16 protein-coding genes and 4 pseudogenes are annotated in these 21413 nt (G+C 67.6%); 11 read left to right on the forward strand and 9 right to left on the reverse strand.

The annotated features are described in order from the left end of the window. Window positions 1-425 precede the first annotated feature (425 nt). From F4X11_24085 to F4X11_24115, 7 genes and pseudogenes are all read left to right on the forward strand, one after another. Window positions 426-1028: pseudogene (locus tag F4X11_24085) on the forward strand (type I restriction endonuclease subunit R). A gap of 478 nt (window positions 1029-1506) precedes the next feature. Continuing rightward, entirely contained in the window at window positions 1507-2202 is a 696-nt protein-coding gene (locus F4X11_24090; GenBank protein ID MYN68061.1) for a hypothetical protein, read from the forward strand. 400 nt (window positions 2203-2602) lie between these two features. Beyond that, window positions 2603-3091 carry a transposase family protein gene (locus F4X11_24095; GenBank protein MYN68062.1) on the forward strand — a complete coding sequence of 163 codons (489 nt, stop codon included), beginning with the start codon at window positions 2603-2605 and terminating at the stop codon, window positions 3089-3091. Then, complete coding sequence (locus tag F4X11_24100; protein ID MYN68063.1) at window positions 3066-3638, forward strand: transposase; 573 nt, start codon at window positions 3066-3068, stop codon at window positions 3636-3638. Before F4X11_24095 ends, F4X11_24100 begins: the two co-directional genes overlap by 26 nt. Beyond that, window positions 3536-3790, forward strand: coding sequence for a transposase (locus F4X11_24105; protein MYN68064.1), 255 nt, complete (start codon window positions 3536-3538; stop codon window positions 3788-3790). Before F4X11_24100 ends, F4X11_24105 begins: the two co-directional genes overlap by 103 nt. A gap of 52 nt (window positions 3791-3842) precedes the next feature. Beyond that, window positions 3843-4136: a hypothetical protein gene (locus F4X11_24110; protein ID MYN68065.1), complete on the forward strand. Its 294-nt coding sequence runs from the start codon at window positions 3843-3845 to the stop codon at window positions 4134-4136. Between the two features lie 6 nt (window positions 4137-4142). Further along, a pseudogene (locus tag F4X11_24115) lies at window positions 4143-5003 on the forward strand (recombinase family protein). A 984-nt stretch (window positions 5004-5987) separates the two neighbouring features. On the opposite strand, the gene F4X11_24120 reads toward F4X11_24115, so the two are convergent. Further along, a complete protein-coding gene (locus F4X11_24120; GenBank protein MYN68066.1) occupies window positions 5988-7742 on the reverse strand; it encodes a PQQ-binding-like beta-propeller repeat protein in 1755 nt (584 codons plus the stop codon). Window positions 7743-7934: 192 nt separating this feature from the next. On the opposite strand from F4X11_24120, the gene F4X11_24125 reads away from it, so the two are divergent. Both F4X11_24125 and F4X11_24130 read left to right on the forward strand, forming a co-directional pair. Further along, window positions 7935-8201 (forward strand): peptidase, encoded by a 267-nt coding sequence (locus tag F4X11_24125; GenBank protein MYN68067.1) that lies wholly within the window; start codon window positions 7935-7937, stop codon window positions 8199-8201. 50 nt (window positions 8202-8251) lie between these two features. Then, window positions 8252-8533: a HigA family addiction module antidote protein gene (locus F4X11_24130; protein ID MYN68068.1), complete on the forward strand. Its 282-nt coding sequence runs from the start codon at window positions 8252-8254 to the stop codon at window positions 8531-8533. Window positions 8534-8642: 109 nt separating this feature from the next. Here the strand turns inward: F4X11_24130 and F4X11_24135 are convergent. The 3 genes and pseudogenes from F4X11_24135 to F4X11_24145 all read right to left on the reverse strand — a co-directional run bounded on the left by F4X11_24135 (window position 8643) and on the right by F4X11_24145 (window position 9851). Beyond that, window positions 8643-8951 (reverse strand): annotated as a pseudogene (locus F4X11_24135) (serine hydrolase). Next, window positions 8948-9607 carry a redoxin domain-containing protein gene (locus F4X11_24140; GenBank protein MYN68069.1) on the reverse strand — a complete coding sequence of 220 codons (660 nt, stop codon included), beginning with the start codon at window positions 9605-9607 and terminating at the stop codon, window positions 8948-8950. The pseudogene F4X11_24135 and the gene F4X11_24140 overlap by 4 nt, the downstream one beginning before the upstream one ends. A gap of 25 nt (window positions 9608-9632) precedes the next feature. Continuing rightward, a pseudogene (locus F4X11_24145) lies at window positions 9633-9851 on the reverse strand (class I SAM-dependent methyltransferase). A gap of 160 nt (window positions 9852-10011) precedes the next feature. On the opposite strand from F4X11_24145, the gene F4X11_24150 reads away from it, so the two are divergent. Continuing rightward, window positions 10012-10614 (forward strand): hypothetical protein, encoded by a 603-nt coding sequence (locus F4X11_24150; GenBank protein MYN68070.1) that lies wholly within the window; start codon window positions 10012-10014, stop codon window positions 10612-10614. A gap of 3 nt (window positions 10615-10617) precedes the next feature. Here F4X11_24150 and F4X11_24155 read toward each other — a convergent pair whose 3' ends face one another. After that, a complete protein-coding gene (locus F4X11_24155; GenBank protein MYN68071.1) occupies window positions 10618-11508 on the reverse strand; it encodes a hypothetical protein in 891 nt (296 codons plus the stop codon). A 158-nt stretch (window positions 11509-11666) separates the two neighbouring features. Here F4X11_24155 and F4X11_24160 point away from each other — a divergent pair, with 158 nt between their 5' ends. Then, window positions 11667-12845: an ATP-binding protein gene (locus F4X11_24160; protein MYN68072.1), complete on the forward strand. Its 1179-nt coding sequence runs from the start codon at window positions 11667-11669 to the stop codon at window positions 12843-12845. Between the two features lies 1 nt (window position 12846). Here the strand turns inward: F4X11_24160 and F4X11_24165 are convergent, their stop codons facing one another. From F4X11_24165 to F4X11_24180, 4 genes are all read right to left on the reverse strand, one after another. Then, on the reverse strand, window positions 12847-14316 hold the full coding sequence (locus F4X11_24165) for an aminopeptidase P family protein (protein MYN68073.1): 1470 nt from the start codon (window positions 14314-14316) through the stop codon (window positions 12847-12849). 128 nt (window positions 14317-14444) lie between these two features. Next, complete coding sequence (locus F4X11_24170) at window positions 14445-15578, reverse strand: sorbosone dehydrogenase family protein (GenBank protein ID MYN68074.1); 1134 nt, start codon at window positions 15576-15578, stop codon at window positions 14445-14447. Window positions 15579-15712: 134 nt separating this feature from the next. Further along, the gene (locus tag F4X11_24175; protein ID MYN68075.1) at window positions 15713-18829 is read right to left on the reverse strand and encodes a hypothetical protein; all 3117 of its coding nucleotides are present in this window, start codon (window positions 18827-18829) and stop codon (window positions 15713-15715) included. Between the two features lie 130 nt (window positions 18830-18959). Then, window positions 18960-21413, reverse strand: a 2454-nt coding sequence (locus tag F4X11_24180) for a carbohydrate binding family 9 domain-containing protein (protein MYN68076.1), incomplete at its 5' end; no start/stop codon positions are given.

The following is a 21413-nucleotide window of genomic DNA, read 5'->3' on the forward strand; positions in this document are numbered from 1 at the left end:
ACGAACCGGCCGATCGCGTCCTCGCCAACCGGCAAAAATAATTGTCGTTGATCACGCGGTCACCGAGACGTTCCGCGCGGCTCGGCCGCAGCGTGAACACGACGGCGCCCGCTTGCACATCGAGCTCGCCGCGCCGCTCGGTACGGTCCTCGGGCCTGCACCGGCGGCCGGCGCAGCAGGTCGGCGCACCGTGCGAACGTCCCGAAGAGCTGATCGTCGAGATCGGGGCGACCGGTGAGAACGACGATGGTGGGGTTCTCCATTGCCGGGTCTCGAGGCAGCCGGCATAGAACGGCATCGTCAGGATCTTGCCGGATCCCTGCGTGTGGCAGATGACCCGAATCGTCGATCCCCCGGCGCCCTTGCAGGTTGCCGGCCGGACTCGTAGCGGCCGCGCGCTACGCTCAACCTAACGCCTCGCCCTTACGATCCAGAAGCTCTTTCCCGACAAGAAGGGCGACCGGTGACACGACCGGCATCCGGTCTCTCGGAACGGCGCCACATCGTCGTCATCGCCGACGAGAAGCACCGCAGCCAATACGACTTCGTCGACGGGTTCGCGCGACACATGCACGACGCCCTGCCAACGCCTCGCTCATCGGCTTCACCGGCACGCCGATTGAGCTGGAGGACGCGAACACCAGCGCCGTGTTCGGCGACCACATCGGCATCTACGACATCCAGCGGGCGGTCGAGGACGGGGTTACCGTGCCAATCTACTACGAGAGCCTCCTCGCGAGGTTGGCGCTCGAGGAGCGAAAGAAGCCGCGCATCGATCCCCCATCGATCCCGGCTTTGAGGAGGCGACGGAGGGGAAGGAGGTCGACCGCCGCGAGAGGCTGAAGACCAGTCGGACGCGGCTCAAGGCCATCGTCGGCGCGGAGAAGCGTGCGGCCCTCGTCGCACGAGACCTCGTCGAGCATTTTCGAAAAGCGCGCCTGGAGGCAGTGGACGGCAAGGTGATGGTGATGTGCATGAGCCGGCGCACTTGCGTTGACCTCTACCGCGAGCTGGTACGTCTGCGTCCGGCCGGCATGACGACGGCAACGACGCCGGCGCCCTCAAAGTCGTGATGGTTGGCGCGCGTCCGAATAAGGTGCCAACATCAGGGGTTGCTGTCTCGACCGGCGCCAACTCTGGCCGCAACTCCGGGGACTCGGTGAGTACACCGATCGCGGCGCGATGTCGGTGCCGGTGGTGGCTGCGGTCGTGCGAGGTAGGTACTCCTGCGGCTCCCCAGCTCGTCCCGACGCATCCAGCGTCGCGCTCCCCGGGGAAATCCGCGCAGGCCGGTTGAGAGACTCTGGCCAATAGGATACAATCAAGCAAGCTATGAGGTCGATCTTGACGGGCGGCCCCCGACTCGACCATGCAACACTGACCATTCAACAGTCCCAGGCAAGTGGGAACGGCGAAAGCAGACCCGTTGCGCTGGCAGAACCGGACATGGCAAGCGACCAAATGGACCGACTCGTCGCCAGGCGCAAGAGGCAGGGAGCCTCCGTCGTGTCAGTTGACGAATTAATGGCACGAAGCAACATCGTCTGGCAAATCCGCGCTGACCAAGAGATATCTGATGTCTGTACTCGCGCTGAAGAGTTCATGATGTACGCTGCCCGAACCTGTAGTCAGGCGGTAGACGTCATGAAGCGCATGAGAGATGAAGAAAGTCGGCAGATCGACTTGTCCACCGCGTTGAAGAAGTACGTTGAAGACACGTGCGAAGCGATCAAGCAAGTTGACAACCTGCTCAAGAGTCGCGGATCTGATCTCGGAGCCTTACTGTTTGAAATCCCGGAGAGAGCGCGTGACCAAGTGTCTTGGCGAAATCTAATCGGCCGACGAGATGTAATCGCTCACAATCTACTCACAGTCGATGACGAAAGAGTACACAGAGAAGCCGAACGTGACTTCGGCTTGCTCAAGAAGCTGGTCTCGCGAGTATTCTTCGTACCGATCAAGACGAATTGCCGCAACGGGCACCTGAATGTCCCTTTGCCGCCGCTCCGAACAGAACTTCTACACGATCTTGATCCAGCAGAGCCTGGAACTCTACCTGGGATCGGTGCGAGCCTCGTGTTCATAGCGGAGGACACTACAATCGGCTTCTCGTATCTTCGTATGGGCCGCACAAAGGAGAACCAACTGTTGTTGGCAGGTCCACCCGGGACAACGGCGAATGTCTCATGCATAGCTTGGTGATACAGAGCCGTGACCGGAACCGCCTCCGTGAACGATCCCGGCTCCGCGGATTTGCACAATCGATAGGTCCTGGGGTCGCGCGGATTGAAGTTTCCTGCATCGTCGATATGAGTTCCGGTTCCCTGCACGAGTGAGCGGATACGTCTTCGCCACAGGCCGTTATGGGCCTTGCGGCCGAGCCCGGACGGGGACGTCCTGGCTGTACAACCAGGTTCGCGTTTCGACGCGACCGTCTGCCGGGAGATGGGCTGGTCCGCCCCTCGAACCGCTGCCAGAAGCGAGCGGAGCCTGGGGAGTCATCCAGAGATCCGCCGGGCGACGGAAGTCATTGAAAACGCGGGGGCTTCCTGTTTCTCATTGGAGTTGCAATACGACAACCAATGAGGAGGAGGACAGCCCCATGCGTGTGACCACGGTACTACGCCGACTACTTCGTGCCATGCCGTTGTACGTCGAGCAGGTGCGCATCAGCACGACGGGAATGTTGAGCGTGTCGGCGCGGCCGTCGTGGCGGCGGTCAGGATGCGGTGCGTGCGGCCGCCGGGCGCCGCGCTACGACCGGCAGCCGGCTCGGTTGTGGCCGTCATCTGCCGTGGGTCGGGTACGGTATGCCCGGTGGGGGGGATCGTGCGGTCGCTCCGGGGTTCGGGTGGTGCAGGTGTCGTGGGCAGCGCACGGCAGCACGTTCACGGCGCCACTTGAGGAGATGGCGGCGTATCTGGCACAGGTGACGGACCGGACGATGGCGAGTCGTCTGGTGGGGGTTTCCTGGCCGGCGGTGGGCGGCATCGTCGAGCGCGTGGTGGCTCGCCGTCTGGACGCGACGAGGCTGGCCCGGCTGCGACGGGTCGACGAGTTCAGCTATCGGAAGCGTCCACCACTATACTGACAGTGGTGGTCGACCATGGCCGCCGGCGTGTGGTGTGGGCGGGCCGGGGCGCAAGGCCGAGACGCTGGAGCAGTTCTTCGACCGGTTGGAACCGGCCGGTTGTGCCTGCATCGAACTGGTGACTGCGGACCTGGCGGCGAGCTACGGCAAGGTGCTGCGGGCGGGCGTGCCGCAGGCGCGGGTGGTCTACGACCGGTTTTACGTTGAGCGGCTGACCACCGACGCCGTCGACGAGGTCCGCCGCACCGAGCAACGCCGCCTGGGGAAGACGTCGGGCAAGATGCAAGAGGACGTGCTATGCGCTGCTGAAGCATCCGGCGCGTCTGAAGCCGGGCGAAGCGCGATCTCGCCGGCAGAACCGAGCCCTGGACCGCGCCTACGAGTTGAAGGAGTACCGGGCGACGATCCTCGAGCAGGCCAAGCCCGCCGAGGCCAACGAGACAAATGGATTGGGCGGCGCGGTCACGTCTGGCACCGTTCGTCGGGCTCGCGCGGACGATCCGTAAGCACGCTGCGGGGATCCTCGCGTACCTGGACACCCGGATGACGAACGGGACGGTCGAGGGGATCAACAGCAAGCTCCGGGTCAGCGCGCGGCGCGCCTGCCACGGGTTTCACTCTCACGGCCCGCTCATCTCGATGCTCTATCTCTGCTGTGGAGGCATCGAGCTGGCTCCACCCCTAACCACACGACTCTGAGGAGACTCCTGAAAAAGAGCGCCTGGCGAGCTCTTAGCGGAGGCGCAGGACCATGCTCCTGCGACAGCTCCTGGCTCTGAAGGTTATCCTGCGCGGCTCGCTCATCGACCGCTTCAAGCGCTGCGGACAGCCAGGGTGCAAGTGCGCGCGCGGTATCGGCCATGGCCCAAAGGTCTACCTGTCGGTCAGCATGCGCAAGGGGCGGCCGGTCATGGTCTACGTACCGCAGGAGCATCGCAGCCAGGTCGAGCAGTTCGTCGCCAACTACCGCCGGACCCGACAGGTGCTCGACGAGGTCGCCGCGATCAACCTTGAGCTGCTGCGACGCCGGGAGCCAATCGACTGAGTGCAGATGGCGGCCGCCGTGCCCGTCGATGTCCGGGCCGCCGGCCTGTTGGCCCGAACATGCTGGAGCGCTGGATCGCGTCCGAGTGCGGCCGCTGCGACGAGCGCGCACGAACTCCGTCCCAGCACCCGTCGGGACGTGACCGAGGGTCGTACTGACGAAGTCGAAGTACAGAGCCACCACCTGCAGAAGCCGGCCTACATCTATAGTCCGGCAGTCGACGATAGGGCAGGTGCGTCATCATCGGGAGAGTACCGAGCGGCAGTACGACCTGCGGAACCGGGCCGTCGAGATGATATGGGCGCCGGAGCGCATCCGGATCCTCGGGCAGTCGGGGCGCAGACGACCAACCGCGAGGACTTCAGGACGCTGGTCGCCGATGTGTCACTGGGACGCGTCGGGGCCATCTTCGCCCTGGAAGCCTCGCGGTTGGCCCGCTCTAATCTGGAATGGCATCGGTTGATCGAGATCTGCGCGCTGACCCGGACACTGGTCATCGACGAGGACGGCTGCTACGACCCGGCGCAGGAGGTCCAAGGCGCTGTCCGGCTGGTCTTCGAGGTGTTCCGCCAGATGGGCAGCGCCTACGCGGTCGTGCACCACTTCGGCCGGCAGCAACGCGGTTTTCGAAGCGCGTTCGAAACTCTTCATCTCGGTCCAGGATCGCCATCCGGCTCGTTCCGCGTCGAGCCGCCGCTGCTCAGCCGCCTCGACCTGATGATCGGTCGGGCGATATCGCGGTCAGTGCGCTTTGTCAGGAGAGGCGCGGCCGATGCTAGAACGCCACAGGATTTGCGATATGCACCCTATATGCACCCTACCCGAGCAGGCGCCCGACCGCCGGGCCCGGAACGCGCTCGTAAATAACTGAAGATAAAGGAGAAAATATGGAGCCGGCGAGCGGACTCGAACCGCTGACCTGCTGATTACGAATCATGCTTGCAGGCGCGGACGAACGAAGGAGGCCGCAGGTCCTCGACTGCAAGTTCGTGGCCGAGGCCGTCGCCGCCAGCACGAGGGTGAAGTGGAACGGCCAGTGTGCTCGTGCGCGATGTCTCCTCTCGGTCCCAGGGCATCGCGCCCGTGGGACTCGGCGTATCATGGCCTGCGTGAACAGCGACGCGCAGACGGCGGCAGCGCCTTCCCGACGTTGTGGGGTACGCCGTGGGATGCTCATGACGCTGCCGGAACATTTCGAGCCGGTTCGCCATCGACGTACGGCTGGCGCTGCCGGCTGTGTGTTCGGGCTACGGGGCCCACGTTCTCGCGTGCAGCGGTCTGTATCGATCAGCGCGATGACGCGCCACCTGAACCGCTGGCAGAACCGTTCGGCCGTTCCTCGTTGTCACCGACAGAAGGATCCCCAGCGCCAGCTGGCCCGGCCCCGCCGTCGACCGTGATCAGGACCCTACGCTTGCCTCTCTCGCCCGGTGATCGTCATGGATCCGGCGACGTACCGGCGCCCCGAAGAGACCGGCCCTAGTCAACCGTCAGATCAACTCTTCATCATCGACGACAGTCGGCACGGTGCCCGCGCGGGTGGCGACCCGAGTGAGCGTTTCGGTCAAGCGGGTATCCGACGTTACGGCAGTCGGGCAAGCATCGTCGAGCAGCGAGTCGATCCGGTCCGGGCGCCCTCCCTGCACAGAGGACATCGACCGGGTGCTGGCCGTCGACAACGCCAGCGTCCGCTTGGCCCGGCCGCATGTCCGTACCGGGACGACCGAACGCTTACCGACCCGAAACTGACGTGGACCTCAGCTCGGCGATCCGGGCATTGTGGTAACTAGAGTGGTAAGCGCCTTTCCTTTATTTTAGCAACCTATTATTTATCAATAGTTTACATAAAGTTCAGTTCTGTAAGGCGAAGACAAACAGGTTGTTGCCCATGCTCGGGCGAAGCTCCGGCGTCAGCGGCGCGAAGTACACCAGGGTGCGCGAGCTGCCCGTGCTGACCGCGACGTACTGCCGGCCGTCGACGGCGAACGCGATCGGAAACCCGGTGATCGGCGAGCCCAGGTTCACCTCCCACAGCACGTCCCCGGTCTCCGCGTCCAGGGCGCGGAACCGGCCGTTGAGGTCGCCGCCGAACACGAGTCCGCCGCCGGTCGCCACGAGCGAGGTGGTGGCGGCCCGCTGCTCGTACTTCCAGGCGAGCTCGCCGGTCTCCGGGGAGATCGCCTGGACGGTGCCGAGCTGCTCGGTGCCGGGCGCAAGCTCGCTCCGCACGGCGAGCGCATAGAGCGACGTGGCGACGCTGTCGCTGCCGGCCGTGGCCATCATCCGCGCACAGGCGTTGCGCAGCGGGAAGTACATCAGCCCCGTCTGTGGGCTGTAGGCCCCCGCCTCCCAGTCCTTGCCGCCCACCAGGGTCGGGCAGGCCAGCACCGTCTGCCCGTCGCCCGTGAAGACGACCTCCGGGTTCTCGGTGACCGCGCCGGTGGCGCCGTCGATGCCGCTGATCACGTTCTGCGTGACCGTCGGCGTCGCCCACAGGAACTCGCCGGTCTCGCGGTCGAGGGTGTAGACGATACCGGTCTTGCCGGGAATCCCGGTCACGACCTTGCGGACCTCGCCGTACCGCAGCCGCGGATTGATCCAGGGCACGGTTGCCGGATCCGGCGCGACGGCGGTGTCGAGCAGCAGGCGCTCGAACGGGTGATCGAGATCCCAATGGTCGTTGAGGTGCTGGTAGTACCAGGCGATCTCGCCCGTGTCGGCGTCGAGGGCCAGCGTGGAGTTGTGGTACAGGTGCTTCCTGTCGATCCCGCCGAGCATGAACTTCGGGGCGGGCGACGTCACCGACGTGCCGATGTAGATGAGGTTCAGGGCCGGGTCGTAGCTGGGCACCATCCAGGCGCCGACGTGCTTGCGCTCCTCGTAGGGCACGTCGCCCCAGCTCTCGTCGCCCGGTTCGCCGGGCGCGGGAATGGTGCGCGTCCGCCACAGCTCCGCACCGGTCCGGGCGTCGTGCGCCGTGATGACGCACGCGTCCGGTCCACCCTGCGGGGTGCAGCTCCGCCCCGAGATGACCTTGCCGTCGGCGATGATCGGTCCGGAGGTCTGGTTGGCGGGATGCGTCCGGTAGTCGAGAATCTCGGTCTCCCAGGCCAGCCGGCCCGTCGACGCATCGAGGGCGAAGACGTAGTCGTCGACGCTGGTGTCGATGATGAGATCGTCGTAGATGGCCAGATTGCGGTTGATCTCGGCGAGGACGGTGATGAGGAACTCGTCCACGTCCTCGGGGAGCGACCGCCGGTATTCCCACAGGAGATCGCCGCTGGCGCCGTCGAGGGCCTGGATCACGTCCCGCGGGTTGGGCATATACATGACGCCGTCATGGACGAGTGGCGTGCCCTGCTGGAGCCCCGGCGCCAGGGCTCGCGTCCAGACCATTCGCAGGTCGCCCACGTTGTCGCGATCGATTTGATCCAGCGGGCTGTAGCCCCAGCCGTCGAGCGTCCGCCGCCACATGAGCCAGTCGGCCGCATCGGGATCCTGCAGCGCCTCGTCCGTCACCGGGACGAAGCGACTGCTCGACTGCGCCAACGCCTGGCCCGCAGTCAGCACGAGACACACTACCAATGCCCAACGGATCGCAGACATACGCCCTCCTCGCCCCACTCTACACGCGTGCTTGCGGATGGGTAAACCAGCCTCCTTCCTCCATCGGACGGCCTACCCGCAGGGCGCACGACCAGCGCGGTGTAGTCGGACAGGCATTGCACCGCGCCTAGACAATCGCGCACCTGCTCTGCTTGCGGCGCGTAACGCTGCGCGCTACAGTGGACCACGAAAATCAGGCACAAGGCTCTGCGCGCGCTGCACGAGCGGGACGATGCCGCGCGGCTGCCTGCGGGCTTGGTGCCACGGATCCGGCGCATTCTGTTCCGGCTGCAAGAGGCCGCGCATCCGGGCAGCGCCGACGCACCCGGCTTCCGGCTGCATCCCCTCAAGGGCGATCGCGCGGGCCAGTGGAGCGTCCGCGTCTCGGGCAACTGGCGCGTGGTGTTCCGCTTCGAGGACGGCGAGGCGGTCGACGTAGACCTGATCGACTATCACTGACCAAGGGAGTGCTGACCATGAACGCCGTGGAACGCGATCGCGTCGGCCCAATGCCGAACCCGCCGCACCTGGGCGAACTGATCCGAGAAAGCATGGACGACGTGGGCTGGAACGTGACCGAGACGGCGGCGCGTCTCGGCTGCGAGCGCGGCACGCTGTCGCGCCTGTTGAACGGCAAGGCGGGGGTGTCGGCGAAAATGGCGCTGGCGTTGGAGGAGATCGGCTGGGGCACCGCCGACCACTGGATGCGGATGCAGGCGAGCTACGAGCTTGCGCAGGCGCGGCGGGGCCGGGCCGCTGCCGGGCGGCGCGTGGGCGCATTGCACGCTTGATCCGGCTCAACGACCGATCGCCGCCGTCAACTGGCCGATGATCCCGGACAGGTACGCCCCGTGGCCCCCGGGGCTCGGTCCCAGCCGGACGACCACGAGATCGCGGGATGGGACGATGACCGTGTAAGTCCAGCCCCGAGCTCATGTTCAGGAGGTCGCGCATGCGGATCTCCCGGCGCGGATCGCCTTCCCCCTGCCATTCCGGGACGGGCGCGGAATCGTCCAGGCCGACGTCGAGATGGCCCGCCTCGATCGCCGCGCCGACCAGCGCGGCCGCGATGCTCTTGCCCTGCGACCACGAGAGCTGCGGCGTGTTGCGCGTGAACCCGCCGGCGTAGCGCTCGCCGAGTATCTTTCCGGCCTGGACGACCACCAGCGCGCGCGTGTGCGGCGCCGATATCCGCCCCGCGGCCTTCACTCGTCGAGGAGGGCCTGGATCGTGGGGGCGAGTTCGCCGACCTGGCCGAAGGTGATCTCCCGAAGCGTACCCCGCTTGTCGACGACGATGGTCGACGGCGTGCCCTGGAGCGCGTACCGATCGAACGTCGTTGGCGCGTACTCGCGGGACTTCAGGTACGTTGTCACCCGGTCGATCAACTGGCTCTGGTGCGCTTCGGGAAGCGTATCGAAGACGGGAACCTGAGGGCGAATGGCGGCCACCGCCTGTTCCCGCGTAGCGTCGCCGGCGACCGCGACCAGCTCGTCCATGGCGAGCGGGAACGGGATGCGATAGCGGAGCCTGCCGTCGTCGAGCAGGCCGGCCCGATCCAGCATCAGACGGGTCTCGCCAATCACTTCGCCGGTCTCCGCAAGCCGCTGCAGGTTGTCGAAGGTGTTCTTGTCCCAGTCCTCGAAGGCGGTGGCGATGCCGAGAACCGTGACCGGCCGGCCGGCGAAGCGGTCGTGGACCTTGATCGCTTCGGGTATGGCGCTGAAGAAGCAGCCGGGGCAGTTGACCTGGAAGACCTCCATCAGGACCACGTTGCCGCGCTGTTGATCCAGGTTCGTGGCGGCGCCCTGCACCCAGGCGGAAACGCTGAGGTCGGGGGCGGGTTGGCCGGCGGGAATGGGCATGGCGATGTGGAAGGAACCGAGGGTATCACGCGGGCGCGCGCGCAGGCAGCCGAACGGAGTATTCGGTGCCCGCCTTGAACGGCAGGACCACCAAACGGAAGCCGTTGCGCGGATCCCGCATGTAGCGGACGTACTCACCGACCACGCGCCCGCCGCCGTTGTCCCGCACCGCGGCCGCCAGCCAGACGGACGACACGCCGAACGACGTTCCGAACTCGACGATCGTCCGCGCGTCGGGCGCGCGCATCCTGCAACCGGTCGCGGGCTCGGCGTCGAAGCCTCGCTCCGGCACGGGGCACGGTGATTCCGAACCGGAGTCACGAGCTCGGTGCGGTTCCGCGCCGGAACGTCTGGAACTGTCGTGAGCGAGAGATCGTCCAAGCAGAGCTGAGGAGGGTCCGACCATGACTCCACCGGCTACGTTCACCAACCGCCTGGGCGAAGTGCTCGCTCCGATTCTGCTCTGGATACGGGACATCGGGTTCTTCGAGTGGTACATCTACGTCCCGGTGATGACGGCGTTGGCGGTCGGGCTCTTCCTGATCCTCGCCAGGACAACGGAGCGCAACGGAACGTTCACCGACCGGCCCCGGCGCGCAATCTGGCTCGCCGCCTACTTCGGCCTCTGCTTCCTGGCGACGAACGGGCTGGCGGTCGGCCTCAAGACGCTCATCGTCGAGGAGCTCGACTACCCGACGAGGGTCTGGTTCGAGGCGTACCTCGGACCGTTGCACCTCTACATCGTTGCCGTCGCTCTGTCGTACCTGGCCCTCATCGCGCGCAACAGGACGGCCGCACTCGATTGGGGCCTGGGCCTGTTCGTGCAGCTCGGCCTGCTGGCGGGGTACTCCGTCGGCGTCTACCGGTTGCTCAACGAGCCGATGTCCCTGGCCGCGCCGACCATGGGCCTGAGCGGCATCATCATGTGCGCAGCGTTCGCACTCTACAACTTCGACCTGTACCGGCGGTTCGTAGCTCCCGCCTCCCGACTCGCGCAACACGGTTGACGGTCAGGGACGGCGCGGAATCCCGACGATGCGCGCGCCGGTGACGAACCGCCGGTAGTTCGAGATCTCGTGGGTGATGAACTGCCGCGCGACGCCGGCGTTGCGCCAGATCGTCATCGACTCGCTCGATGCGGGCAGCAGCAGCGTTTCGTCCGGATCGGAGAACGCCACCCGGCGATACCGGACCGTGCTGTTGGAGCTCTCGATAGCCATCGTCCGCCGCATGCCGCGGCGCCGCTGCTCGCGCGGCACCGGGAATTCGTACATGCCGCGCAGGCGCTCATCCAGGCGCAGCACGTCGCCGGTCTCCGCGTCGGCCCAGACTCTGCCCCGCGTGTGTCCCGGCAGATCGATGCTGACGCAAAGCCCGTCCCATTCGATGGTCGGCTCTTCGTCGTGCCGCAACCGGTACTCGAGGACGTCCGTCTCCCGGCCCGCCTCGCGCTCGCGGCCGGACCAGGTGAACACGTAGTCGTGCCGCTTCGCCGGCAGAAAGATCGCCAGGGGCTCCTCCGAGAACGGCTCCGGATCGGCGCACACGGGCTCGTCTTCCGGCGCCGCCGGCCGGCCGTTGGCTTCCAGGAGCGTGCGCATCACGACGGGCTCGGGCGCCGGCGTGTCCGTGTCCGCCCCCGCCGCCCACTCCACCCGCATCTCGTACAGGAGGTTTCTTCCTCGACCGGTGGAACGAAAGTCCCGCCCCATCGGACGCACGCGGACGCGCACGTCGGCCATCACGTGCTGGGCCCGCGAATAGAAGCGCTCGACGGAAGCCTGGATGCGCTGCAGCACGGCTTCCACATCGGGGCCGCCCGCACTCTGGGCCGAAACCGGTCCTCCGCCGACCAGGAGGGCCCCCAGCACCAGCATCCGGCACGGTCGAGTCCAGCGCATCCCGAGACAATAGCCACGACGCCGGAATCTCGCAACACGGCGCGGGTGGTCGACGTCCGCTCACGAATCGATTCGGTTCCGTTCCGGAACGTTCCGGAACTGTCGTGCGGAGAAGATCCGACGTGCACATTCTCTTATGCAAACCTAGAATTTGCACGATGTGGATCGACCGTCACATCGAGCCGCTCCTCATGCAGCGCGCTGCGACGCGGCCGGTCGTGGTGCTGACCGGCGCCCGGCAGACCGGCAAGACCAGCCTGATGCGCCGGCTCTTCCCGAACCACGCCTTCGTGACCCTCGATCTGCCGAGCGAGGCGGAGCAGGCCGAGCGCGATCCCGATACCTTTCTCGCGCGGCACCCGCCGCCCGTCATTCTGGACGAGGTGCAGTATGCGCCCGGCCTGTTCCGGCACCTGAAGGCGGCGACTGATCGCGAGCGCGGACGTTACGGCGCTTTCCTGCTGACCGGATCGCAGCCGCTCGGCCTGATGAAGTCGGTCTCGGACTCGCTGGCGGGGCGCGCCGCGGTCATCGAGCTCGAGCCGCTCTCGTTCGCGGAGGCGAGAGCCGCACACCCCGAGCTATCCACCGAGGAGTTCCTCGTGCGGGGCGGCTTCCCCGAGCTGTACGAGAATCGCGACATCGACGCCGAGGGCTTCCTCCGCTCGTACGTAGCGACCTACCTGCAACGGGACCTGCGACAGCTCCTGCAAGTCTCCAGCCTGCGCGACTTCGAGCGCTTCCTGCGCGCCGCGGCGCTGCGCTCGGCGCAGTTGCTCAACCGCGCCGACCTCGCCCGCGACACCGGCATCAGCGGCTCCACCGCCGCCGCCTGGCTGTCGGCATTGGCCGCGTCGCATCAACTCATGCTGCTGGAGCCGTGGTTCGCGAACCGCACGAAGGGGCTGGTCAAGCGGCCGAAGCTGTACCTGCGCGATGCCGGCCTCGCTGCGTTTCTGTGCGGCGTGCACACCACCGAGGCACTGCATTCGTCGCCGCTGACCGGCGCGCTGTGGGAGACGTTCGTCTGCGCCGAGATCCGCCGCGCGCAGTCGAACCGGCGCGGCGGCTGGGACTTCCACTTCCGGGCCGACCGCGCGCGCGAAGCCGACTTCCTCCTGCACCGGGCGGGAACGTTTCACCTGGCGGACGCGAAGTGGACCGAGCACCCCGACACCCGCGACGCCGGCGCGCTGCGCAGGATCGCGCGCGATCTGCCGCCCGGCTCGGTCCGGTCGCTGTCGATCTTCTGCCGCGCCCCGAACGCCTACCCGCTGGGCGACGACGCGCACGCCGTGCCGCTCGATGCGCCGGATGCGCTAGCCGCCTGGATGTAGCTCAGCGGATGAGCCAGAGCTCGGTCTGCGGCCCGGACAGGTACTCCACGGGGCCGTCTCCATGCACGAGCGTGTCCTCCTCGCGCATGATGGTCACCGGCTGCCCGTCCCATTCCGGAGCCGGCGCGGTGATGGAGTACTCGAGCGAGATCCACTCCCCCGCGCGCAGCGGAAACCGCGGGTGGTCGCCGTAGCGGTCCGGCCAGTCGAAGACCATCCAGACCCCGGCGTCGTGGACCCAGTTGCCCTGGGCGTGCGAGTAGACGAGCGCGTCGATCCCCTCGTCGGCGGCGCGCGCCTCGGCCCTGGTCTTGATGGCGATGCCGGTGCGGCCGGGCACGAACTCTTCGAGGAGGATCTCGGCCATCCGGTTCGAGCGCTCGAACGCGGCGCGCAGGCCGGCCGGCGGCTCCTCCTCGCCCGGTCGCAGGACGTAGGCCATCTTCTGCTGGTCGGCCACGATGCCGGAACTGCGCACCCCGAAGTCGACGTGCAGCAGGTCGCCGGGCTGGATGACCGCGTCGTCGCTGTCGCGCGGCTCGGCGCCGGCGCGCTGCAGGTCGACCGACGCGGGGAAGTTGAACTCGAACCCCTGCCGCTTCCACTCGGCGGTAATCCAGTAGTGGACGTCGAGCAGGGTGGTCCGCCCCGGCGTGATCACCTCGTTCGACAGCGCGCGCCGCAGGATGGCGAAGGTCGCGGCGGACGCCTCTCGCTGAATCGCGTCCTCGGCCGGGGTGCGCGTGGAGACGTACTCGACGAGGAGCGGCTCGGACGAGACGAGGCGATCCTCGTAGCGCGGTCCGACGGCGTCCAGCAGGTACTCCTTCAGCTCCGCCGTCAGCCCGTCCGCCATGCTGATGGTCCGCGACTGGTTGATCGCGATGCGCCGCGGGTCCCGCGCCTCGACGTAGCGGCGCAGGTGCGGCGCGAGCCCTTCCTCGCCGTAGAGCTCGCGCGTATCGTAGAAACGTGCGAGCTGGCCGCTCAGGTGCGTCCCGAGGACGGTCGTCTGCAGGCCGTCCGCGCCGGCGTCGTGGAAGAGATAGGCGTTGCGGTGGCCGTACCAGCCGGTGATCCCGTAGCCGCCGAACAGCTCCAGCGCCGGATCGGGCGCGTTCTCGCGGCTCATGATGACCCAGAGGTCGATCTCGTGCGCCCGCATCAGCGGCAGCAGATGCCGCCGCATCTTCTCCGCCTTGACGTCCCACTCCCGCTCGGTCCGCTCGCGGATGAGTGTCGGCGAGAGCTGCTCGCCCACGGTCGCCGCAGCCTGGGCGCCGGCGGCGGGCGTACCGGCCGCCGATATGCCGTTGGCGTGCCTGCCGGTCGCCGGCACCCCCCCGGCCGCCCCGACATCGGCCAGCGACCCCGCCACACAGGCGGCCAGGGCCAGCCCGCCGAAACTCGCGATCCGGTTCGCCCAACCTCTCGGCGAAGTCCCGACGCCACAACCGACCCTGGGGCTCATGGGCTACTCCGCTTTCTCTGCACGACTCGCAACGAACGCCCTGTGCTCGGGGGTTCCGACGCCCTTCTGCACCTCCGCCAAGGCGCCGGCGAGGTCCCCCTTCAGCAACGCGGTTTCCCCGGCATTCATTACTCCGAGTAGGTGATCCGGTAGATCGCCCCGGCCGTGTCGTCGCTGACCAGCAGCGCGCCGTCCGGCATCACCTGCACGTCGACCGGGCGCCCCCACCACGTATTGTCCTCCTCCAGCCAGCCCTCGGAGAACACTTCGTAGTCGGTCACCTGATCGCCGTCGAGCTTCGCCACGGTCAGGCGATAACCGGTGTGGCCCGCCTCCGGAGTCCGGTTCCACGAACCGTGCTCGGCGATGAAGATCTGGTTGCGGTACTCGGCGGGGAACATGTCGCCGGTATAGAACCGCATGCCGAGCGAGGCGACGTGCGGGCCCAGCTTCCGAGCCGGCGGGCGGAACTCGCTGCACGGCCGGGTGTCGAACTCGGGATCCTGGATGTCGCCCTGGTGGCAGAACGGGAAGCCGAAGTGCAGGCCGGGCTCCGGCGCGTGGTGCAGCGTGTCGGCCGGCTGCGTGTCGCCCAGGCGATCGCGGCCGTTGTTGGTGAACCAGAGCTCGTCGGTCTCGGGGTGCCAGGCGAAGCCGACCGTGTTGCGGATGCCGTGCGCGTAGATCCGCAGGTCGCTCCCGTCCGCGTTCATGCTGTTGATGGTGGAGTAGATCGGCGTGGTCGCCTCGTGGTCGCAGACGTTGCACGGCGCGCCGACCGGCACGTAGAGGCGGCCGTCGGGACCGAAGGCGATGAACTTCCAGCCGTGCGCCCGGTCGGTCGGGAACTCGTCGTTGACCACCACGGGCTCAGGCGGCGACTCGAGGTGCGCCTCGATGTCGTCGTAGCGCAGGACGCGGTTGACCTCAGCGACGTAAAGGTCGCCGTCGCGGAAGGCGACGCCGTTCGGCATGTTGAGTCCGCTGTCGAGCGTCAGCACGCGGTCGGCCTTCTGGTCGCCGTCGTCGTCGCGCACCGCGTAGACGTTGCCGAGCCGGCGCGTGCTGACGAAGAGCGTCCCGTCCGGGCTGAGCGACATCTGCCGCGCGTTCGGGACATCGGGCGCGTAGACCTCGATGGAAAACCCGTCCGGCAGCGTCAGCTTGTCGAGCTGCGGAGCGCGGTCCTGGGCCGCGAGCGGCGCGGCCGCGATGCTCGCGAGCGCGAGTGCGAACGGTATCGGAAGATAGCGGGTGTTCATGGCGTGACCTCGGTGCGCCGGCCCGGCCGGCGCGGCAAGAATGACGGTCGTTCGGAACGACAAGGGTCGTGTTCGGCGAAATCGCGCGCGGCGCCTCACGAAGGCGCCTTCTCCGCTAATCGTAGCAAGGCTGCTCAGTACCGGAACAGGTACTGGACCTTCGTGAAGATGGCGCGGTTGGTCTGCTGCATGAACGTCAGCGTCGGGAACAACTGGTCCTCGAACCCGTCGCCGTCGATGTCTCCGTAGAGCCGATCCGCCTGCTGGTAGTGGTCGTCGTACCCCACGTAGAAGGCGGTCCCCGCGTTCACGCGATACGTGAGCAGCCAGTTCAGGCCGAACTTCCGGTCGAACGTGTTGTACTCGGCGATGTTGCGCAACAGGAAGCGGTCGGTGAACTGGTAGGTGCTCAGGGTGCGCAGGATTTTGACGTCGAAGATGGTGTCGGCGCCGTGGCGGAGGTCGATGAAGTCGCTCACGCTGAGATTCAGCTCGGACTGGAAGCGCGAGACCGGCCGCAGCGCGGCGAAGAAGCTGCCGCTGCCCCCCTTGCCGAGGTACGGATTCTCCTGGTACTTCACCTCGTCGCCCTGGCGGTAGTAGCCGCCGAAGACCAGCATGCGGTTCGTGTTGACCTCCCCGCCTACCGACACCGCGCGCTTGTGGAACCGGATGCCGCGGTAGCGCTCCATCTCTTCGCGCACGTCGGCGTTGAAGCTGATGTTCCGCGCGAACCGGGCGTTGAACCCGAGGCGGACGTCTTCGTCGTCCAGATCGTTCGCGAAGTTGTGGTTGCGGCCGTACTGGATGCTGGGCCCCCAGTTGAGGATCCAGCTCTCCGGCCAGAAGTTGTAGCCGAGCCGGCTGTAGAGGCGCTTGGTGTCGACGCGCCGCACGAACCCGATGTCGTGCCGGAAGTCGGGCGACAGCGTGTACAAGGCGACGAAGCTGTTCCAGTGCCGGCTGTTCAACCGGTAGCTGAGGTCGACCATCTGGCCCTGGCGGCTGACGCCGTCCAGGTCGCGGTGGTCGGTCTGGGCCAGCTTGAACCCGACGCCCTGCGTCTGTCCGAGCCGGAAGTTGCCGTCCAGCGCCCCCAGCGTGCTGTGGCTGTCCATGAAGCCGCGGTGCGTGAAGATGGCCCCGAGGTAGGACTCGGCGTACAGGTCGTAGCGTGCCCGCCCGACGATGTTGTTGGCTTTGCGGCCGTAGGCGAGACTCCCCGGCTCGACCCGGCCCGGCGCCTCGTCGTCGGCCACGATCATGCCGAGGGTCGTGTTGCCCAGCTTGCCGGTCAGCTTCGCGCCGAACTCCGGGTCGACGATGGTCCGCGTGTGGACGAAGGTGAGCGGACCGAGTATCTGGAAGATCTCGGCGCCCTCCAGGAAGAACGGCCGCAGCTCCGGATAGCGGAGCGCGAAGCGCTGGTTGACCTCGATCTGCGGCAGGTCCGACTCGATCTGCGAGAAGTCGGGGTTGAACGTCACGTCGGCGGTCAGGTTCGACGTGATGCCGTACTTGACGTTCAGCCCGCCCTCGGGCGACGGATCCTTGCTCACGAAGTTGCCCCGGCTGTCGAGCGAGCCGTGCTGAATGCCGGTGAAGGTCGGCAGGATCTCGAGGTTGCGGCTCAGCGAGAGGTTGGTCATCCCCTCGAGGACCCCCACCTGCGTCAGGAAGCCGGAGATGTTGCGCGTCACCGGCGCCCAGACCTGGTTCTCGTCCTTGCCGCGCACCTCGCGCACGATCTGGAAGCCCCAGCGGTGCGGGATGTCCCGATCCTGCGCCGGGTACCGCAGGCTCTTGAACGGGATCGCCATCTCGGCCGTGAACCCGTCGTCGACGATCTGCCCGCCGCTGTCGAAAAGCGCGTCCCAGGACGAGTCGCCGGTGGGGATCTGGTTGCGGGACATGGAGTAGCTGCCGGTACGCCGGCCGCGCGCCCTGCGGCTGTATCCCCGCGCGTTCACGATCGCGTCGCCCTGCACGCCGTAGCCGTTGACGCTGAAGCGATAGGCGCGGTTCTGGTCGAGGAACGTGTCGAAGTAGATCGCGATGTTGTCGTCCTCGAACGCCTGGTCGCGGTCGTTGCGGTTGGCGCGCATCAGGCTCGGGTCCGAGTAGTGGGCGTGCACCGCGAGGTAGAAGTTCTGGCTGTCGTAGGCGATCCAGACGTCGGTGGCTTCGGTCGCCGGGGCCCCCTCCAGCGGGTTCTGCTGCACGAAGTCCGTGATGTGGAGCGCGTCCCGCCAGACCGCGTCGTCCAGCCGCCCGTCGACGCGCGGGCCTTCTCGGGCCCGCGGCGGACGCATGGTCGGACGCCCGGTCAGGATGCCCACCCCCTCGGCCACGCCGAAACCGGCCGTCATGGGTGCGCGTCCGCCCAGAGCGATCTCGCCGTTGACGTCCGTCTCCACCGGCTCGCCCGGACGCGCGGCGGCGGCGAAGCGACCGGCGGGGGCGACTCCGGCCGTGATCGCCATGGGATCCGCGGGGTTCCTCGCCACGGCATCCGCGCCCGCCGGCGGCATCCGGCGCGGCGGGAAGATACCGTTTCCGTTCCCGTCGCCGTTCCGGCCGACGTACCCGTTCCCGTTCCCGCCGCCGTAGCCGCCGGCGACGTCCGGCGGCGACGTCATGCGGTCCGTGTGCGACGAAGAACGGTTCGCGTTGGCGAGCGACGCCGCGAGGGCGCCCGTCAACTCCGCGCCGATGCGATCCTGCAACGCGAATATCTCGCCGGCGTCGCCGTCCGCCTTGGCGCCGGCCGCGACCGCGCCGGTGCCGGTGTCGACGAGGCGGGCGGTGATCCGTATCCGCCCGCCGAATCGCTGATAGCCGCCGGTGACGAGCCAGGCGGCGCCGCGGCGGCGGCTGACCTCGCGCAGCCGGCGCTCCGCGTCGCCCGCCGCCAACGACGTCATTCCCTCTTCGAGCGCCTCCGCCTCGGCGGTCAGCCCCTCGCGTCCGACCACCGAGACCCGGTCGAGCCCCTCGAGGTCGGCCGAGAGCGTCTCCGCGATTCCGTCACCCAGCCAGTCGTCGGACGGCGTTGCCGAGATGTTCTCGAACGCAACGACGGCTACGGCGCCGGGCTCGACCGACGCCCACCGGGCTCCGGGCGCGGCGGGAAGCCCCTCCTGGGCCGAGACCGCGGGGCAGACCAGGCCGGTGGCCGCCACGACGGTCAGGAACGGAATCAGATGGCGCACTCCCACCACCTTGCTTGCGGGTCGGGTGCCGAAGGACATTAGCCGACTATCTTAACAGCCCGTGGAAGAGCCCCGCTGCGAGGTTGCATCCCGCCCGAGCTGCGTTGCTCCTTCGATCGGTATGCCCGGCGGCCGGCCCGCGAGTCGTCCGGACGCCGTCCGGCGATGCTCAGTACCGGAACAGGTACTGGAACTTGGTGAAGAACGCCCGGTTGGTGCGCTGCAGCGTCGTGACCGACGGGAACAGGTAATCGCTGATCCCGTCGCCGTCCAGGTCCTCGCCCAGGATGTGGTCGCCCTGCCGGTAACGGTCGTCGTAGCCGATGTAGAAGACCGTCCCGGCGTTGACCCGGTAGCTCACCAGCATGTTCAACCCGGCGGTCCGCTGCAGCGTGTTGAATTCGACGATGTTCCGGTAAGCCAGCCGGTCGGTGAACTGGTAGGTGCTCAGGGCGCGCACGATCGTGACCTCGAACACCAGGGGGTCGCCGATGCTCGAGTCGATGCGCGGGTCGATGAGGTGGCTCGTGTTCAGGTTGATCTGCGACTGGAACCGCGACGTCGGCCGCAGGGTGACGAACATCCCGCCGCTGCCGCCGCGGCCGAGAAACGGATTCTCCTGGTACCGGACCTCGTCGCCGTAGCGATAGAACCCGCCGACGGAGTACTTGCGGCTGCTGCTGATGCGGCCGAAGGCGCGGTAGCCGAGCTTGTCGAAGTTCACGCCGCGGTAGCGCTCCATGTCGCGGGTGGCGCTGAAGCTGCCGCTGATGTTGTTGGCGAACGTCGTGCTGAGCCGGGCCTCGAACTGCTCGTCCTCGAGCACGTTGTCGAAGTTCCAGTTGCGGCCGTAGGTGACGCTGGGCCCCCAGTTGATGACCCAGCTCTCGGGCCAGAAGCGGTACCCGAGGGTGGTGACGTTGCGCTGCTGATCGGTGCGCTGCACGAACCCGACGTCGGTCTGGAAGTCGGGCGACAGCAGGTAGGTGCCGTTGAAGATGTTCCAGTGGCGGCCCTGCAGCCGGTAGTTGACGTCGAACAGGGTGCCGCGGGAGTCGAGGCCGTCGAGATCGCGGTTGTCCGTCTGGACCGCGGCGAACCCGACCGACTGCGTCCGGCCGAGCCGGAACGCGCCGTCGGCCAGCGCCATGCGGCTGTAGCCGCCGAGGAAGTCGCGATTGGTCACCATCGCGCCGATGTGCGACTCGGCGTAGAGGTCGTAGCGCGCCCGTCCGATCACGACGTTCGCGGCGGCGTCGCCGTCAGGCCCGGCCAGGCCGGCCACCGAGCCGGCCGCGGCGTCGTTCGCAGCCAGGAAGCCGACCGAGGTGCGCCCCACCTTTCCGGTGATCTTCGCCCCCCAGTCGGGGTCGCGGATGGTCCGCGTGTGGACGAAGTTGATCGGCCCGAACACGTTGAAGATCTCGGCGCCCTCGAGGAAGAACGGGCGCAACTCCGGGTAGAAGAGGGCGAAGCGCTGGTTGACCTCGATCTGCGGGCGGTCGGACTCGATCTGCGAGAAATCGGGGTTCAGCGTGAAGTCGGCGGTCAGGTTCGACGTGATGCCGTACTTGACGTTGACGCCGCCTTCCGGCTGCGCCCTGTCCGCCACGAAAGCCCCGCTCGACGTGTCGAGCGAACCGAGCTGAATGCCCGTCGCCACCGGCATGATCTCGAGATTGCGGCTCATCGAGAGGTTCGTCATCCCCTCGAGCAGCCCCATCTGGGGCAGGAAGCCCGCCACCCCGCGGGAAATCGGCGCCCAGACGGCGTTCTCGTCCTTGTGCCGGATCTCCCGCACGATCTGGAACGCCCAGCGGTGCGGCACGTCGCGGCCCCGCTGCGGATAGCGCAGGCTCTTGAACGGAATCGCCATCTCGGCCGTGAAGCCGTCGTCGACGATCTGCGCGCCGCTGTCGAACAGCGCGTCCCACGAGCGGTCGCCCCACGGAATGCCGCGCGTGCTGAATCCGCCGCCGCCGCCACCGCCGCTACGGCCGCCGCCGCCGCCGCGGCCGGTGCGGCCGCGCGCGTTGACGATCTCGTCGCCCTGCACGTTGTAACCGTTGACCGAGAAGGCGTAGGCCCGCTGCTGATCGAGGAACGGGTCGAAGTAGACGGTGAAGTTGTCGTCGCGCCACGACTCGTCGCGGTCCACGCGAGTCGCCCGCATGATGCCGGGATCCTCGTAGTGGGCGTGCACCGCCACGTACAGGTTCTCGCTGTCGTAGCTGATCCAGACCTCGGTGTCCTCCGTCGCCGGCGCGCCCTCGAGCGGCGACTCCTGGACGAACTCGGTAATGTGCAGCGCGTTCCGCCAGACCAGGTCGTCGAGGCGGCCGTCGATATCGGGGCCGACCTCCGTGCGCGTCGGACGAAGCGTCGGACGTCCGGTCAGGATGCCGGCGGCGGCGGCGAGCCCGGCGGCAGCCGGCCGGGCGTTTCCCCCCCCGGGCGTTCCGCCAAGCACCACGCTGCCGCTGACGTCGGCGGGCGGCAGCGGCGCCGGAAGCGCCGCGTCAGCGGGTGGCGCGACGCGCCCGCCCGCAGGCTCGCCCGGTCTGCCCGCAGGCCCGGCCCGCGGCGGGGGGGCGGCGGGCCGGCCGGGCGCGCGAAGCGCTCC

Source organism: Acidobacteriota bacterium, assembly GCA_009861545.1.
Taxonomy (GTDB): Bacteria; Acidobacteriota; Vicinamibacteria; order Vicinamibacterales; family UBA8438; genus WTFV01.

What these genes read in the sequence shown, in the direction of transcription:
- F4X11_24165 (MYN68073.1), bottom strand. Translation starts at nt 14,316, where the DNA reads ATGAGCCCCAGGGTCGGTTGTGGCGTCGGGACTTCGCCGAGAGGTTGG.
- F4X11_24160 (MYN68072.1), top strand. Translation starts at nt 11,667, where the DNA reads ATGTGGATCGACCGTCACATCGAGCCGCTCCTCATGCAGCGCGCTGCG.
- F4X11_24120 (MYN68066.1), bottom strand. Translation starts at nt 7,742, where the DNA reads ATGTCTGCGATCCGTTGGGCATTGGTAGTGTGTCTCGTGCTGACTGCG.
- F4X11_24175 (MYN68075.1), bottom strand. Translation starts at nt 18,829, where the DNA reads ATGTCCTTCGGCACCCGACCCGCAAGCAAGGTGGTGGGAGTGCGCCAT.
- F4X11_24105 (MYN68064.1), top strand. Translation starts at nt 3,536, where the DNA reads ATGGATTGGGCGGCGCGGTCACGTCTGGCACCGTTCGTCGGGCTCGCG.
- F4X11_24130 (MYN68068.1), top strand. Translation starts at nt 8,252, where the DNA reads ATGCCGAACCCGCCGCACCTGGGCGAACTGATCCGAGAAAGCATGGAC.
- F4X11_24150 (MYN68070.1), top strand. Translation starts at nt 10,012, where the DNA reads ATGACTCCACCGGCTACGTTCACCAACCGCCTGGGCGAAGTGCTCGCT.
- F4X11_24140 (MYN68069.1), bottom strand. Translation starts at nt 9,607, where the DNA reads ATGCCCATTCCCGCCGGCCAACCCGCCCCCGACCTCAGCGTTTCCGCC.
- F4X11_24110 (MYN68065.1), top strand. Translation starts at nt 3,843, where the DNA reads ATGCTCCTGCGACAGCTCCTGGCTCTGAAGGTTATCCTGCGCGGCTCG.
- F4X11_24095 (MYN68062.1), top strand. Translation starts at nt 2,603, where the DNA reads ATGCGTGTGACCACGGTACTACGCCGACTACTTCGTGCCATGCCGTTG.
- F4X11_24155 (MYN68071.1), bottom strand. Translation starts at nt 11,508, where the DNA reads ATGCGCTGGACTCGACCGTGCCGGATGCTGGTGCTGGGGGCCCTCCTG.
- F4X11_24170 (MYN68074.1), bottom strand. Translation starts at nt 15,578, where the DNA reads ATGAACACCCGCTATCTTCCGATACCGTTCGCACTCGCGCTCGCGAGC.